The following is a 13,860-nucleotide window of genomic DNA, read 5'->3' on the forward strand; positions in this document are numbered from 1 at the left end:
TCAATTTTTGACTAAAAGCTTGAACCAGTAGGCCGACACGGCGGCGATATAGCCGCCGAACAGTGCTGCTACCGATAAATCCTTGAAAAACGCGAAGGCCGCACCAAACATTACGATTGTGAGCAGAAACTTCACCGCCTCGGCGGCGAAGTGGGCCTTCAGCAGTTCCGCCGGTGCGGCGTGGCGGCGCTTGTAAGCAATTCTTGCGTAGATCAGAGCCGGGATTATTACGCTGGCCCCGCCGATCAGGGCGGAAAGCACTGCGCTCAATTTGCCATGGCTCAACACTGCACTGGCGAGGACGGCGCACGCCGTCAGCATGACTTGCAGACGCACTAAGCGTCTGATTTCAGGATTGCGCATGCGCTACCAGCCAGAAAAATCACGCGATTATAGACAGACAGATTGATTAGCGTCAAATCGCTGCCATCGCACTTTTAATACCAAATGAAATAGTCACTCCATTGATTTCAATTGGAGTTTTTCCAGCAGCATCTCGAACTGATCGAGCGATCCGTATTCGATCGTCACTTTGCCTTGGCCGCGATTTCCATGCCGGATCAGTACCCGGGTGCCGAGCCGCTCCGACAGGCTTTCGGCCAGCCGGGCGATGTCCGGATCGAGCTTGCGCAAGGGGGTGGCGATGCCGGGCTCGGTCAGCGCCTGCACCCGCCGCTCCATTTCGCGCACCGACCAACCGTGTTCGGCCGCTTGTTGCGCCAATGCAACTTGCTGCAGCACCGGCAGCGTCACCAGCGCCCGCGCATGCCCCATTTCCAGCCGTTTGTCATGAAGCAGTGCCTGCACCGGTTCCGGCAATTGCAATAGGCGCAGCAGGTTGGACACCGCACTGCGCGAACGGCCGACCGCCTGTGCCACGGCATCGTGGGTCAGACCGAACTCGTCGATCAGCCGCTGCAGGCCGCGCGCCTCCTCGATCGGGTCGAGATCCTGGCGCTGGATGTTCTCGATCAGCGCCATCGCCAGCGCGGCATGGTCGCTGACCGCCTTGATCACGGCAGGGATGTCGGTCAGGCCGGCGAGCTGGCTGGCGCGCCAGCGCCGCTCGCCGGCGATCAGTTCGTAGTCGCCGAGACCGAGGTCGCGCACCACCACCGGCTGGATCACGCCCTGGGCGCGGATCGATTCGGCCAACTCGGCCAACGCGTCGTCACCGATCCGGGAGCGAGGCTGGTATTTGCCGGGGCGAATCGCCGTGAGCGGCAGCGAGGTCAGGCGGTCGTCGGCCGCGTCGGCCGAGCCGAACAGCGCGTCCAGGCCGCGACCGAGTCCTTTGGATTTGGCCATGGGTCAGTGTGCTGCAGAGAGGGTTGCGGGTTCGACGCGGGCGATCAGTTCGTCGGCCAGCGCGAGGTAGGCTTGCGAGCCGCGCGCGGCGCGGTCGTAGATGATGGCCGGCAGGCCGTGACTGGGCGCCTCGGCGACGCGCACATTGCGCGGGATCACCGTGTCGAACACCTTGTCCTTGAAATGGCTGAACAGCTGCGCCGACACCTCGTGCGACAGGTTGTTGCGGGCGCCGAACATGGTGCGCAGCACGCCGACGATGTCGATCTTCGGATTGACCGCGATGCGCACCTTGCGCAGCGTCGCCATCAGGTCGGAAATGCCTTCGAGCGCGTAGTACTCGCAGATCACCGGCACCAGCACGCTGTCGGCGGCAACCAGGCCATTCAGCGTCAGCAGGGTCAGCGACGGCGGACAGTCGATCAGCACGTAGTCGTAGTCGTCGAGCACCTCGGAGAGCGCATTCTTCAGCCGCGCCTCGCGCGCCAGCTCGTTGACCAGCTCGACTTCGGCGCCGCCGAGGTCGCGGTTGGCGGGCAGCACGTGATAGCCGCCCTCCTTCGCCTCGTGGCGCGCCTCGGCGACGCTGGCGTCGCCGAGCAGCACCTGGTAGATGCCGGCCTGCAACCGGCCTTTGTCGATGCCGCTGCCGGTGGTAGCGTTGGCCTGCGGGTCGAGGTCAACGATCAGCACGCGGCGTCCGCGTTCGGCCAACCCGGCTGCCAGGTTGACCACGGTGGTGGTCTTGCCGACCCCACCCTTCTGATTCGCTACCGCGATCACGCGTGCACTCATGCGTTCTCCACTCTCACCAGATGTCGTTCGGCGTCCAGCCCTGGCACGGTCAGCGGCAGCACTTCGGCCACGCGCAAGTCCGCCGGCAGCTGGGCGATTTCTTCGTAAGGATACACGCCCTTCATCGCCAGCCACTGACCGCCGTCGGCCAACAGGTGCCGGGTCAGTTTGACGAATTCGGCCAACTCCGAGAAGGCGCGCGAGGTGATACGGTCGAACTTCTGCTCCGGCTGGTACAGCTCGACCCGCTCGGTCACCACGGTAACGTTGGTCAGGCCGAGCTCGATCACCGCCTGGCGCAGGAAGGTGGTCTTCTTGTGGTTGGCGTCGAGCACCACCACGGTCAGGTCCGGGCGGGCGATTGCCGCCGGGATGCCCGGCATGCCGCCGCCGGAACCGACGTCGAGCAGGCGCGTGCCGCCGGCGAGTTTCGGCACCAGGCTCAGGCTGTCGAACAGGTGGTAGCTGACCATGCGATCCGCTTCGCGCACCGCGGTCAGGTTGTAGGTCTGGTTCCACTTGCCGAGCAGCGCCAGATAGCCCTGCAGCTGGTCGATCTGCGCGGCGTCCAGCTCCAGGCCGAGCGCCGCGATCCCTTGTTGCAATTCTTGTGTCGTTGTCATGCTGTTTTTTTTGCGTCGGCGAAGCCGCGTTTCAGGTGCACCACCAACAGCGCCACCGCGGCCGGCGTGATGCCGGAGATGCGCGACGCCTGCCCGAGGTTTTCCGGGCGGTGCTGATTGAGTTTCTGCTGGACCTCCTTGGAGAGGCCCTTGACCAGGCTGTAGTCGATATCGGCCGGCAGCGCGACGTCATCGAGCCGGTCGCGGCGCGCCAGCTCTTCGTTCTGGCGGTCGATATAGCCTTGATATTTGACCTGAATTTCCACCTGCTCGGCAACCGCCGGATCGTCGACCGCGCCGCCGGCTTCCGGCAGCGCCATCAGCTGTTCATAGCGCACATCCGGACGCTTCAGCAGGTCGGCCAGTGTGTATTCACGCTCGATCGCCTTGCCGAGCAGGCTTTCCAGCGCCGTCATGTCGGCGACTTTCGACGGGTGCAGCCAGGTGGCCTTCAGCCGCACCTTCTCGGCCTCGACCGCGTCGCGCTTGCGGCAGTAGCTGTCCCACTGTGTATCACCAATTAAACCAAGGGCTCGGCCAACCTCGGTCAGGCGCAGGTCGGCGTTGTCTTCGCGCAACTGCAGCCGGTATTCGGCGCGGCTGGTGAACATCCGGTACGGCTCGGACACGCCACGGGTGGTCAGGTCGTCGACCAGCACGCCCAGGTACGCCTCGTCGCGGCGCGGCGCCCAACCCTCTTCCTCGAAGGCATGGCGGGCGGCGTTCAGGCCGGCGAGCAGGCCCTGCGCGGCCGCTTCTTCGTAGCCGGTGGTGCCATTGATCTGGCCGGCGAAGAACAGCCCGGCGATCGCCTTGCTCTCCAGCGTGCTCTTCAGCGCGCGCGGGTCGAAGTAGTCGTACTCGATCGCGTAGCCGGGGCGCAGGATATGGGCGTTCTCCATGCCGCGGATCGAGCGCACCGCGGCGAGCTGGATGTCGAACGGCAGGCTGGTCGAGATCCCGTTCGGATAGAACTCGTGGGTATCGAGGCCTTCCGGTTCCAGGAACACCTGGTGGCTGTCCTTGTCGGCGAAGCGGTTGATCTTGTCCTCGATCGACGGGCAGTAGCGCGGGCCGACGCCCTCGATCACCCCGGTGAACATCGGGCTGCGGTCGAAACCGGAGCGGATGATCTCGTGGGTGCGTTCGTTGGTGTGGGTGATCCAGCACGGCAGCTGCTTCGGGTGCATCGCCACATTGCCGCGGTACGAGAACACCGGCTCCGGCGTGTCGCCCGGCTGTTCTTCCATCACCGAGAAGTCGACGCTGCGCCCGTCGATGCGCGGCGGCGTGCCGGTCTTGAGGCGACCGACCGGCAGGGCCAGCTCGCGCAGCCGGGCGCCGAGCGTCAGCGCCGCCGGATCGCCGGCGCGGCCGCCGGTGTAGTTTTCCAGGCCGACGTGGATCTTGCCGGACAGGAAGGTACCTGCGGTCAGCACCACCGCGCGCGCGATGAAGCGGATGCCGATGGTGGTGATCGCGCCGGTGACGCGGTCGCCCTCGACGATCAGGTCGTCGACCTGCTGCTGGAACAGGTCGAGATTCGGCTGGTTTTCCAGCATATGGCGGATCGCCGCCTTGTAGCGCACCCGGTCGGCCTGCGCGCGGGTGGCCCGCACCGCCGGGCCCTTGCTGGCATTCAGCGTGCGGAACTGGATGCCGCCGATATCGGTGGCGAGCGCCATCGCGCCGCCCAAGGCATCCACTTCCTTGACCAGATGCCCCTTGCCGATGCCGCCGATCGACGGGTTGCACGACATCTGGCCGAGGGTCTCGATGTTGTGCGTCAGCAGCAGGGTCTTGCGACCCATCCGCGCGCTGGCGAGGGCCGCTTCGGTGCCGGCGTGGCCGCCGCCCACCACTATCACGTCGTATGTCGTCGGGTAAATCATGGCTGATCAGCAAAGAGCGGGAATTGAAGTAACCCGTCATTGTACGCCAAATCGACCGAACCGGGTAAGTGGCTGATTTGACGGCGCTTCCTGTCATAGACCGGTCACCGGCGCGTCATGATCGCGTCACCGAAGCGACACGGTGGCGTCAAACGCACTGCCTAGCATGAGCCCTATACCACGAGGAGGGCTTAGCCATGCTGCTGGACGAACAACTTTCCCCGCGCAAACGTGCCCGGCTGACGGTGCGCCTCGCCGACGGCGCCGACGACGTGCGCCGCGCGCAGAAGCTGCGCTACAACGTGTTCGGTGAAGAAATGGGCGCCAAGCTCGCCTCGGCGCACCTGGGCCTCGACGTCGACGACTACGACGCGCTGTGCGACCACCTGATCGTCGAAGACCCGGCCAGCGGCATGGTGGTCGGCACCTACCGGATGCTGCCGCCGGACGCGGCGCGCCAGGCGCCGAGCCTGTATTCGGAACACGAATTCGAGCTGTCGCGCCTGGCCAACATTCGCGAGCAGCTGATCGAGTGCGGTCGCTCCTGCGTGCACAAGGACTTCCGCTCCGGCGCGGTGATCACCCTGCTGTGGGCCGGCCTCGCCGACTATGTGCAGCAGCGCGGCGGCGCGTATCTCGCCGGCTGTGCCAGCGTCAGCCTCGCCGACGGCGGCCACCAGGCGGTCAGCCTGTACCGGCAGATCGAGGCACAGCACCTGGCACCGGCCGAGTGGAGGGTGTTCCCGCACCTGCCGCTGCCGCTGGAGCGGGTGCAGGACGACGCCGCGCCGGCGCCGATGCCGCCGCTGATCAAGGGCTATCTGCGCGCCGGCGCCTTCGTCGGCGGCGAGCCGGCCTGGGACCCGGACTTCAACTGCGCCGACTTCTTCATGCTGCTGCCGATGGCCAAGCTGACGCAGCGCTACAACCAGCACTTCGTCGCTTAAGCCCCCTCCCCCGCCCCAAGGTTGGCCGAACGCCGTTCGGCCAACCTTGGGCTGCTACAATGCCGCTCATGCAGCCCGTCACCTTCACGCCGATCGGCGTCATCCATTCGCCGTACAAGGAAAAGTTCGGCATCCCGCGCCAACCGTCGCTGGTGCCGGCGGCGCGGATCACGCTGGAACTCGTTCCGCCGTTCGATCAGCCGGACGCGGTGCGCGGCCTCGAGGCGTTTTCGCATGTGTGGATCAGCTTCGTGTTCCATGAAACCGCCGCGCGCGGCTGGACGCCGCTGGTGCGCCCGCCGCGACTCGGCGGCAACGCCCGGGTCGGCGTGTTCGCCAGCCGCTCGACGCACCGCCCCAACCCGCTCGGGCTGTCGCTGGTCGAGCTGCTCGGCATCGACACCGTGGACGGCGTGCGGCTGCTGCTCGGCGGCGCCGACCTGCTCGACGGCACGCCGGTGCTCGACATCAAGCCGTATATCCCGTTCGTCGAGGCCCGCCCGGCCGCACTGGGCGGCTTCGTCGACGGCCCGCCGCCGGCACTGGCGGTGGAATGGAGCGAGCAGGCACGCGCCGACCTCGCCGCCGCCTTTGACGCGCCGGCCGGTTTCGTCGAGCTGATCGAGCAGGTGCTGGCGCAGGACCCGCGCCCCGCCTATCAGGACGACCCGGAACGGGTCTACGGGGTGCGACTCGACCGCTTCGACGTGCGCTTTCGCGTCGCCGGAAACCGCGTGCAAGTGCTTGAAATCTGTCGCTGACGCCCCGAACTTAGTCCTGTTCCGGCTGTCTATGCGGAGCCTATCCATAATTCATAGAAAGAACTCCGTCATGACAACTCGCGCCAAGACCACCATTCTGGCCTTGTCCCTGGTGTCACTGCTGGCTGCGCCGATTGCCGACGCGGCCCGCATGGGCAAAGGTAAGAGCTCGGGGATGCGCCGTGCCGCGCCGACCCAAAGTTACCAACAACCGTACGCCGCCCCGGCCCAGCCGGCCCAGGCGCCAGCTCAGGCTGCACCGCAGCGCAAGGGCCCGGGCGTCGGCACCGCGATCGCCGCCGGCGCCGCCGGTGCGGTGGGCGGTTATATGCTCGGCAAGGCGATGAGCGGCAACGCCTCGGGCAACGCCGCCGGCCAGCCGGCCGAGCAAGGCCTGCCGTGGGGCACCATCGCGCTGTTCGGTCTGCTGATCGTCGGCGGCGTGATGTTCCTGCGTCGCCGTAACGCGCAGGCGATGGCCCGTGCCGGCAGCTACGGCCAGCCGCAACCGGCCGGCGGCCCGCTCAACTACGAGGCCCCGCAACAGCAGCCGACCAGCTTCGGCACCATCCCGAAGATCGGCTCCGGCCTGGGCGCCGGCAGCGGCATCGGCGGCGGGGTCGCCGGCTACGCTTCGGCCAACCTGACCCGTTTGCCGGACGGCACCGAGGTGCCGAACTTCCTGCGCCAGGCCAAGGCCACCTTCCTGCACCTGCAGAGCCTGAACTCGCCGGAAGCGGTCGAGGAGGTGCGCAAGTACATGACGCCGGAGCTGTTCACCGCGCTGCGCGACGACATCGCCGGCAACAACGACCTAGCCGACTTCCCGTCGCTCGACTGCCAGATCATCGAGGCGGTCGAGGAAGCCGGTCGCTACATCGCCAGCGTGCGCTTCTCCGGCACGGTCAGCGAAAGCGTCAACGCCCCGGCCGAGCCGTTTGCCGAGACCTGGCACTACATCAAGGACGCCGGCACCCAGGGCAAGTGGCTGGTCGCCGGCATCCAGCAGGACTGAGCCACGCCCAGCCCTCCCCTTGTCAACGGACGCTCCACGGCGTCCGTTTTTTGTTGGACAGTTAAATTGTCACTTAACTGGTCTACACTGGAATGCATTTTGCTGGATATAACTATAAAACTCAGGATGTGAGGACTGAAGACATGAGCACCCCGCCCCCCGAGCACGGCTCGCCCGCCCCGGTGAACTGCCGCTTCCAGCCGATTTACAGCCTGTCGCACCGGCGCAGCGTCGGGCTAGAGGCGCTAAGCAGCGGCCCCAACCAGGACCCTAGCAGTTGCCTGATTTCCAGCCTGTGCCGCGAATTTGCCGAGCTCGACAACATCCCCCGTTGGCTGATCATCAAGCCCGCCCCCGCCACGCTGGTCGGCCCGGAAGCGTTGACGACGCTGCTCGCCACGCTCGACGCCAGCCAGCTACCACCACACCGGGTGGTGGTCGAAGTCAGCGACGCGGCACTGGAACGCGACGCCGGGCTGATCAAGCAACTGGCGACGCTGAAGCAGGCCGGCTATCTGTTGGCGATCGACGACTTCGGCGTCGGTTCGACCCGGCTGGAGCGGCTCAGCCAGCTCGAACCGGACATGGTGAAGTTCGACCAGTCGCTGCTGAAAAGCGCCGCCGAACCCGGCCGCAACCGCAACCTGCTCACCAGGCTGGTGCACCTGATGCACGAAATGGGGGCACTGGTCGTGCTGACCGGGGTCCATAGCGAGGACGATCTGCTGATCGCACTCGAATCCGGCTGCGATCTGGTCCAGGGCGATTACGTGGCCGCACCGGTCGCCACGCCCGAGGACGACGCCGCGATCACGCCGCGCATCGACGCGCGCTGGGACCAGCTGATGAACCGCGAGCTGTTGACCCGCAAGCTGACCCGCCGCCACCTCGAACTGGCACGCCAGGCCTTCGTGCAATCGGCGATCGCGCTGATGCAGGGCACGCCGTTCACCCAGGCCGCCACGCCGATGCTGGCGCTGCCCGATGTCACCCGTGCCTTCCTGCTCGACCAGGAGGGCCGCCAGCTCGGCGGCAACCTGAACCGCCAGCGCAACGGCAATGGCAACGGCAACCGCGACGACAAGTTCTCGCCGCTGGCCGATACTACCGGCGCAATCTGGTCGCGCCGCGCCTACTTCCAGCACGCGATCGACCAGCCGGGCGTGCTGTATATGAGCGAGCCGTATCTGTCGATGACCGACACCCGCCGCTGCATAACGCTGTCGATGGCGATCGAGATCGACGAGACGCTACACGTGTTGTGTACCGACCTGTTGGTCAGACACTGATCCCGTCGCAGCAACGACAACGGGCAGCCCGCGGGCTGCCCGTTTTGTCTGCCGTTCGGCCAACCTCGGCCGAAGCGTTTACTGCGCGCCGGCGGCCGGCTGGATCTCGCTGATCGGCTCGAACAGCGTCACCACCTTCTGCACCCCGGCGGTCTGGCTGACCACTTGCGCCGCCGCCTCGCCTTCGGCTTGGGTCAACAGGCCCAGCACGTAGACCACGCCGCGCTCGGTCACCACCTTCACCTGGCTGGACGGGAAGCCCTTGCCGTTGAGCAGATTGGTGCGCACCTTGGTGGTGATCCAGGTGTCGTTGTTGCGCTCGGAGAGGCTGGAAGCCGGCGCGACCACGGTGTAGTTGTACAGTTTGCGCACGTTCGGCTGCGCGCGCACCAACAGTTCGGCCTGCTGCTTGGCCGCCTCGGACGGCACCTCGCCGGTCATCAGCGCGGCGCGGTTGAAGCTGGTGACGTTGACGTGCGCCGACGGCAGCCGGTCGCTGATCTGGCTTTCCGCCTTCAGTTCGATCGACTGGTCGTCGACGTAGGCACCGCTGGTGCGGCGGTCGGTGGCGACCATCGCACCGCCGGCGGCCCCGCCGGCGATCAGCGGCAGGCAACCGCTCAGCGTGGTGGCGAGCAGCGCGCCGAGCAGCATGGCATAGCTACGTTGTCTCATCCTCATTCCCCCCCGAGCAACATGCAGTCGATCGCGTCGCACAGCGCGTGGATCAGCAGGATGTGCACCTCCTGGATCCGCGCGGTGCGGTCGACCGGCACATTCAGCGGCAGATCCTCCGGCGACAACAGTTCGGCGATCTTGCCGCCGTCCTTGCCGGTCAGCGCGATCACGCTCATGCCGCGCTCATGCGCAGCGTAGATCGCCTCGATCACGTTGGCCGAATTGCCCGAGGTGGAGATCGCCAACAGGATGTCGCCCTGATGGCCGAGCGCGCGCACCTGCTTGGAGAACACCATGTCGAAGTCGTAGTCGTTGCCGATCGCGGTCAGCGCCGAGCTGTCGGTGGCGAGCGAGATCGCCGCCAGGCCCGGGCGCTCCTTCTCGAAGCGGCCGACCATCTCGGCGGCGAAGTGCTGCGCGTCGGCGGCCGAGCCGCCGTTGCCGCAGGCGAGGATCTTGCCCTCGTTCATCAGGCAGGCCACCATCCGCTCGGCGGCGACGGCCACCGCCGGCGACAGCAGTTCCATCGACTCCTGCTTGGCGGCGATGCTTTCCAGAAAATGTCCGTTGACGCGTTCGATCAGGTCCATGCGTATCCCTTGCGCGTATTCCTACGCGATGATGTTCTTGAGCCAGACGGGTTGCCCCTGCCCTTCGCTCAGGACGGCATCGAAGCGACACGGCGCATCGATGCCCTTGCTGGTTAGGTAGACTTGGGCGGCGTGCACGAGTTTCCGGCACTTGGCCGGCGTGATGCTGGCCGCCGCCCCGCCGAAGTTGGCCGAAGCCCGGTGACGCACCTCGACGAACACCCAGGCGGCGCCCTCGCGCATCACCAGGTCGAGTTCGCCGCCGGCGCAGTGCCAGTTGCGCTCGACCAGCTTCAAGCCGTGTCCGGTCAGGAACTCCAGCGCACGCTGCTCGGCGGCCTGACCGGTCTTGTTCACTGCAACGCCTCGGTGCCGATCACCGCCAGCGGCTGGTGGCGGATGAACTGGCGGTCGCGGCCCAGGCGCAGGTCGCCGGTGACACCGTCGAGACGCAGCGCGGCAGGCGACGTCTTGCCAGCCAGTTGCACCGCCAGCCGGTAGGCGTCGATGCCCAGGGCGTACAAGCGCTCGGTCTGTCGGGTCAGCGGCAGCGCCGGCCGGGCGTAGCGCTGCACCGCCGGGTGCTGCGGCATCAGGAACCACGGCATGTCGATCACCCGCATGCCGCGCAGCACCGGGTCGGGGCTGCGCACATTGATCTGCGAACCGGCGTAGGCCGGCAGCACCGGGCTGGTCAGCGCGCGCGCCTGCACGGTCTCGGCCGCGCCCATCGTGAAGAACAGCGCGTCGTGCTGCGCCGCCAACGCGGTCAGCTGCTCCGGCGCGGCGCGGCCGACGTCGAACTGCGCCGCAGGCGTGCCGGTCAGCCGGCGCCACTCGGCGCCGAACGCCTGTGCCAGCCGCTGCGACAGCGGGTCGTCGTTGCCGATCACCAGCGGACTGGCCCGGCCGTCGTCGCGCAGCTGTTCGGCGATCTGCTGCGCCTCGCCCTCCACCGTCAGCGACAGGCTGTAGAGCTTCGGGTTGGCCTTGATACCGGCGTCCAGGCTGTTCAGCGCCAGCGTCGGCACGCTCACCAGCGGCGCCACCGCGGCGATCGCCGGCCGGGTCAGCGGCCCGACGATCACGTTGGCGCCCTGCGCCAGCGCCTCGCGGTACTGCGTCACGGCCGCTCCGTCCTCGCTGGCGAGGAACACCACGTTGGCGGCCTGGTCCGCTGCCGCCGCGGCGTCGAAGCCGTTCTTCACCACCATCGCGGCGTCGCCGAGCAGCTTCGATTCGGTCGGCAGCATCAGCACGATCTTCGGCAGCCTGGCCGGTCGCACCGGTGCGACCGGCGGCAGCGGCTGGCTGCCGGGTGCGAAACCGGGATCGATGCGCTTGGGCAAGGCGTCCGCCGGCCGCGGAGCCGGTTGGCCGAACGTCTGCAGCGGCAGCTGGTTCTGTTGGGTGATATAGTCGGGCGTTTGCGCCACGGCGGCGGTCAGCCACGTCATCATCACCCCAACCAGCAGTGGAGCCAGCATTTGCATACTTCGTTTGCTCACTTGATTGATTCGACCCGGGACAGTTTCTCTCGCGGCACATTATATGTGGTGGCCACCCCCATTGGAAATCTGGCCGATATCAGCGCCCGCGCCATCGCCGCGTTCCAGGTCGCCGACGTGGTGTGCGCCGAGGATACCAGGGTCACCGGCCAGCTGTTGTCCGCCTACGGCGTGACGGCCAAGCTGGTCAGCGTGCGCGAGCACAACGAACGCGGCATGGCCGAGCAGGTGATCCGCTGGCTCGCCGACGACAAGATCGTGGTGCAGGTGTCCGACGCAGGCACCCCGGCGGTATCCGACCCGGGCGCACGCCTGGCCGAAGCGGTCTGGCAGGCCGGCTACCGGGTCAGCCCGGTACCGGGCGCCAGCGCGGTGGTCGCCACCCTGTCGGCCAGCGGCCTGACCACGCCGCACTTCCTGTTCGCCGGCTTCCTGTCGGCCAAATCGGGCGAGCGCCGCCGCCAGCTGGGCGTATGGCGCGACGCCGACTACGCGGTGGTGCTCTACGAGGCGCCGCACCGCATCGTCGACACCCTCCGCGACATCGCCGCCGAACTGGGCGACGCGCGCGTGCTGCTGCTCGGCCGCGAGCTGACCAAGACCTTCGAGACGCTGAAGCGGCTGCCGGCCGCCGAACTGTTGGCCTGGGTCGAGGCCGACAGCAACCAGCAGCGCGGCGAAATCGTGCTGGTGATCGACGCCGCCCCGCCGATCGAGCACGAGGCCGGCCTCGACGCCGAGGCGCAACGGGTGATCGCGCTGCTCGCCGCCGAGCTGCCGACCAAGCAGGCGGCGCAGCTGGCCGCGCAGATCACCGGCGCGCCTAAGAAACAGCTGTACGACTTTGCGCTGACGCTGAAGCGCTAAGCACTCGTTTACAAGCGCACCCCCTTTGGGTAGAATGCCCCGCTCTTGCCCAGGTGGCGAAATTGGTAGACGCAGGGGACTCAAAATCCCCCGCCGCAAGGTGTGCCGGTTCGAGTCCGGCCCTGGGCACCAGAATTCGCCAGAAAACCCGCCAAGCTACGGCTTGCGCGGGTTTTTTGTTGCTGCCGTGCCGCAAATGCGGCGGCGGTGCTGGTATTTCGGCGCTCTGCTTGCTACTCTGCGCCCATCGTTAGGAAGGAACTCGATTCATGAGCAAGGAAACGGCCCTGGGCGCGGCGCTGAAAGCGGCGGTCCAGACCATGAGCAAGAAGAAGCAGACCGACATGATTGCCGATCACGTCTACGGCAAATACGAAGTCTTCCGCCGCTTCCGTCCGCTGGCGATCGGCATCGACCAGACGCTGGTCGCCGCGCTGCCGCAATTCGACCCGGCGCTGGTGGCGCGGGTACTCGCCAACCACTGCCGTCGTCCGCGCTACATCAAGGCGTTGGCGCAAGGCGGCAAGCGCTTCGGCCTGGACGGCAAGCCGGTCGGCCAGGTGACCGCCGAAGAACAGGAAATCGCCCGCCAGAACCCGGCGCTACAGCCGCAGGCCAAGGCCGCCGCGGCCGATACGGCCGCCGAGGCACCGGTGGCGGATGCGACTCCAGCCAACGACGCCGAATAAGCGTTCGCGCTGCCACGCCACGGGTCGGTTATGCTGAAGCATGACCGGCCCGTTGCCATTTCCGCCCGCCATGTTTTCGGCCAACCCTGATCCCGCCCGGCTAATCGACAGCCATTGCCACCTCGACGCCCCCGAATTCGACGCCGATCGCGACGCGGTGGTCGCCGCCGCGCAGGCAGCCGGCGTCGGCCAGATCGTGGTGCCGGCGGTGCATGTAGCCAACTTCGCCAGCACCCTGGCGATGCGCGAGCGCTACGGCTGCTGGATCGCGTTCGGCCTTCACCCGATCTATGTCGACCGGCATCTGGACGCCCACCTCGCCGTGCTCGATGACTGGCTGACCCGGCACCGCCCGGTGGCGGTCGGCGAGATCGGCCTCGATTTCTACCTGCCCGAGCTCGACCCGGCGCGCCAGGAATGGCTATTTGTCGAACAACTCAAGCTCGCCCGCCGCCACGAACTACCGGTGCTGCTGCACGTGCGCCGCTCGCAGGACCGCCTGCTGAAATACCTGCGCCAGTACCCGGTAGTCGGCGGCATCGCGCACGCCTTCAACGGCAGCGCCGAGCAGGCGCAGGCGTTCCTCCAACTCGGTTTCAAGCTCGGCTTCGGCGGCGCGATGACCTTCCGCGGTTCGCAGCGGATCCGCCGGCTGGCGGCCAGTGTGCCGGACAGCGCGCTGGTGCTGGAGACCGACGCGCCGGACATCCGCCCGGAGTGGGCGCAGGAGGTGCCGAACCAGCCGGCCAACGTGGCGCGCTTCGCCGCAGTGCTGGCCGAACTGCGCGGCAGCACCCCCGAGGCGATCGCCCGGCTGAGCAGCGCCAATGTTCGCGCTGCGCTCACGCCATCGGACTGAAAAACTATCTTTACATATTAATACATCATCTTAAAATTC

General features: G+C 67.0%; 16 protein-coding genes and 1 tRNA gene. 8 read left to right on the forward strand and 9 right to left on the reverse strand.

The genetic code is table 11. The features are described from left to right. From ACZ2IA_RS11180 to mnmG, 5 genes are all read right to left on the reverse strand, one after another. Entirely contained in the window at nt 1-363 is a 363-nt protein-coding gene (locus ACZ2IA_RS11180; RefSeq protein WP_470292659.1) for an ATP synthase subunit I, read from the reverse strand. Nucleotides 364-456: 93 nt separating this feature from the next. Continuing rightward, complete coding sequence (locus tag ACZ2IA_RS11185; RefSeq protein WP_470292660.1) at nt 457-1,308, reverse strand: ParB/RepB/Spo0J family partition protein; 852 nt, start codon at nt 1,306-1,308, stop codon at nt 457-459. A gap of 3 nt (nt 1,309-1,311) precedes the next feature. Next, the gene (locus tag ACZ2IA_RS11190) at nt 1,312-2,103 is read right to left on the reverse strand and encodes a ParA family protein (protein ID WP_470292661.1); all 792 of its coding nucleotides are present in this window, start codon (nt 2,101-2,103) and stop codon (nt 1,312-1,314) included. Beyond that, nucleotides 2,100-2,726, reverse strand: coding sequence for a 16S rRNA (guanine(527)-N(7))-methyltransferase RsmG (rsmG, locus tag ACZ2IA_RS11195; protein ID WP_470292662.1), 627 nt, complete (start codon nt 2,724-2,726; stop codon nt 2,100-2,102). The genes ACZ2IA_RS11190 and rsmG overlap by 4 nt, the downstream gene beginning before the upstream one ends. Next, entirely contained in the window at nt 2,723-4,618 is a 1,896-nt protein-coding gene (gene mnmG, locus ACZ2IA_RS11200) for a tRNA uridine-5-carboxymethylaminomethyl(34) synthesis enzyme MnmG (RefSeq protein WP_470292663.1), read from the reverse strand. The genes rsmG and mnmG overlap by 4 nt, the downstream gene beginning before the upstream one ends. A 197-nt stretch (nt 4,619-4,815) precedes the next feature. Between mnmG and ACZ2IA_RS11205 the strand changes: the two genes are divergently transcribed. The 4 genes from ACZ2IA_RS11205 to ACZ2IA_RS11220 all read left to right on the forward strand — a co-directional run bounded on the left by ACZ2IA_RS11205 (nt 4,816) and on the right by ACZ2IA_RS11220 (nt 8,630). Further along, nucleotides 4,816-5,565 carry a GNAT family N-acetyltransferase gene (locus ACZ2IA_RS11205; protein WP_470292664.1) on the forward strand — a complete coding sequence of 250 codons (750 nt, stop codon included), beginning with the start codon at nt 4,816-4,818 and terminating at the stop codon, nt 5,563-5,565. 68 nt (nt 5,566-5,633) lie between these two features. Beyond that, nucleotides 5,634-6,326 (forward strand): tRNA (N6-threonylcarbamoyladenosine(37)-N6)-methyltransferase TrmO, encoded by a 693-nt coding sequence (gene tsaA, locus ACZ2IA_RS11210; RefSeq protein ID WP_470292665.1) that lies wholly within the window; start codon nt 5,634-5,636, stop codon nt 6,324-6,326. A 70-nt stretch (nt 6,327-6,396) separates the two neighbouring features. Next, nucleotides 6,397-7,341, forward strand: coding sequence for a Tim44 domain-containing protein (locus ACZ2IA_RS11215; protein ID WP_470292666.1), 945 nt, complete (start codon nt 6,397-6,399; stop codon nt 7,339-7,341). Between the two features lie 143 nt (nt 7,342-7,484). Continuing rightward, on the forward strand, nt 7,485-8,630 hold the full coding sequence (locus tag ACZ2IA_RS11220) for an EAL domain-containing protein (RefSeq protein ID WP_470292667.1): 1,146 nt from the start codon (nt 7,485-7,487) through the stop codon (nt 8,628-8,630). 78 nt (nt 8,631-8,708) lie between these two features. Here ACZ2IA_RS11220 and ACZ2IA_RS11225 read toward each other — a convergent pair whose 3' ends face one another. The 4 genes from ACZ2IA_RS11225 to ACZ2IA_RS11240 are packed head-to-tail and all read right to left on the reverse strand — an operon-like array spanning nt 8,709 to nt 11,385. Beyond that, nucleotides 8,709-9,305 carry a BON domain-containing protein gene (locus ACZ2IA_RS11225; RefSeq protein WP_470292668.1) on the reverse strand — a complete coding sequence of 199 codons (597 nt, stop codon included), beginning with the start codon at nt 9,303-9,305 and terminating at the stop codon, nt 8,709-8,711. 2 nt (nt 9,306-9,307) lie between these two features. Beyond that, the gene (locus ACZ2IA_RS11230) at nt 9,308-9,898 is read right to left on the reverse strand and encodes a phosphoheptose isomerase (protein ID WP_470292669.1); all 591 of its coding nucleotides are present in this window, start codon (nt 9,896-9,898) and stop codon (nt 9,308-9,310) included. Between the two features lie 21 nt (nt 9,899-9,919). Further along, entirely contained in the window at nt 9,920-10,255 is a 336-nt protein-coding gene (locus ACZ2IA_RS11235; RefSeq protein WP_470292670.1) for a YraN family protein, read from the reverse strand. Next, a complete protein-coding gene (locus tag ACZ2IA_RS11240; protein WP_470292671.1) occupies nt 10,252-11,385 on the reverse strand; it encodes a penicillin-binding protein activator in 1,134 nt (377 codons plus the stop codon). Before ACZ2IA_RS11240 ends, ACZ2IA_RS11235 begins: the two co-directional genes overlap by 4 nt. On the opposite strand from ACZ2IA_RS11240, the gene rsmI reads away from it, so the two are divergent. From rsmI to ACZ2IA_RS11260, 4 genes are all read left to right on the forward strand, one after another. Then, nucleotides 11,386-12,273 (forward strand): 16S rRNA (cytidine(1402)-2'-O)-methyltransferase, encoded by an 888-nt coding sequence (gene rsmI / locus ACZ2IA_RS11245; RefSeq protein ID WP_470292672.1) that lies wholly within the window; start codon nt 11,386-11,388, stop codon nt 12,271-12,273. Between the two features lie 47 nt (nt 12,274-12,320). Continuing rightward, nucleotides 12,321-12,405: transfer RNA gene (locus tag ACZ2IA_RS11250), tRNA-Leu, on the forward strand. Between the two features lie 137 nt (nt 12,406-12,542). After that, nucleotides 12,543-12,962 (forward strand): ProQ/FINO family protein, encoded by a 420-nt coding sequence (locus tag ACZ2IA_RS11255; RefSeq protein ID WP_470292673.1) that lies wholly within the window; start codon nt 12,543-12,545, stop codon nt 12,960-12,962. A 40-nt stretch (nt 12,963-13,002) separates the two neighbouring features. After that, the gene (locus tag ACZ2IA_RS11260) at nt 13,003-13,821 is read left to right on the forward strand and encodes a TatD family hydrolase (protein WP_470292674.1); all 819 of its coding nucleotides are present in this window, start codon (nt 13,003-13,005) and stop codon (nt 13,819-13,821) included. Nucleotides 13,822-13,860 lie beyond the last annotated feature (39 nt).

It is taken from the genome of Crenobacter sp. CS_VA4 (genome assembly GCF_055597485.1).

What these genes read in the sequence shown, in the direction of transcription:
- ACZ2IA_RS11215 (WP_470292666.1), top strand. Translation starts at nt 6,397, where the DNA reads ATGACAACTCGCGCCAAGACCACCATTCTGGCCTTGTCCCTGGTGTCA.
- ACZ2IA_RS11255 (WP_470292673.1), top strand. Translation starts at nt 12,543, where the DNA reads ATGAGCAAGGAAACGGCCCTGGGCGCGGCGCTGAAAGCGGCGGTCCAG.
- ACZ2IA_RS11205 (WP_470292664.1), top strand. Translation starts at nt 4,816, where the DNA reads ATGCTGCTGGACGAACAACTTTCCCCGCGCAAACGTGCCCGGCTGACG.
- ACZ2IA_RS11240 (WP_470292671.1), bottom strand. Translation starts at nt 11,385, where the DNA reads ATGCTGGCTCCACTGCTGGTTGGGGTGATGATGACGTGGCTGACCGCC.
- ACZ2IA_RS11230 (WP_470292669.1), bottom strand. Translation starts at nt 9,898, where the DNA reads ATGGACCTGATCGAACGCGTCAACGGACATTTTCTGGAAAGCATCGCC.
- ACZ2IA_RS11220 (WP_470292667.1), top strand. Translation starts at nt 7,485, where the DNA reads ATGAGCACCCCGCCCCCCGAGCACGGCTCGCCCGCCCCGGTGAACTGC.
- mnmG (WP_470292663.1), bottom strand. Translation starts at nt 4,618, where the DNA reads ATGATTTACCCGACGACATACGACGTGATAGTGGTGGGCGGCGGCCAC.
- tsaA (WP_470292665.1), top strand. Translation starts at nt 5,634, where the DNA reads ATGCAGCCCGTCACCTTCACGCCGATCGGCGTCATCCATTCGCCGTAC.
- ACZ2IA_RS11180 (WP_470292659.1), bottom strand. Translation starts at nt 363, where the DNA reads ATGCGCAATCCTGAAATCAGACGCTTAGTGCGTCTGCAAGTCATGCTG.
- ACZ2IA_RS11190 (WP_470292661.1), bottom strand. Translation starts at nt 2,103, where the DNA reads ATGAGTGCACGCGTGATCGCGGTAGCGAATCAGAAGGGTGGGGTCGGC.
- rsmG (WP_470292662.1), bottom strand. Translation starts at nt 2,726, where the DNA reads ATGACAACGACACAAGAATTGCAACAAGGGATCGCGGCGCTCGGCCTG.
- ACZ2IA_RS11260 (WP_470292674.1), top strand. Translation starts at nt 13,003, where the DNA reads ATGACCGGCCCGTTGCCATTTCCGCCCGCCATGTTTTCGGCCAACCCT.
- ACZ2IA_RS11225 (WP_470292668.1), bottom strand. Translation starts at nt 9,305, where the DNA reads ATGAGACAACGTAGCTATGCCATGCTGCTCGGCGCGCTGCTCGCCACC.
- ACZ2IA_RS11185 (WP_470292660.1), bottom strand. Translation starts at nt 1,308, where the DNA reads ATGGCCAAATCCAAAGGACTCGGTCGCGGCCTGGACGCGCTGTTCGGC.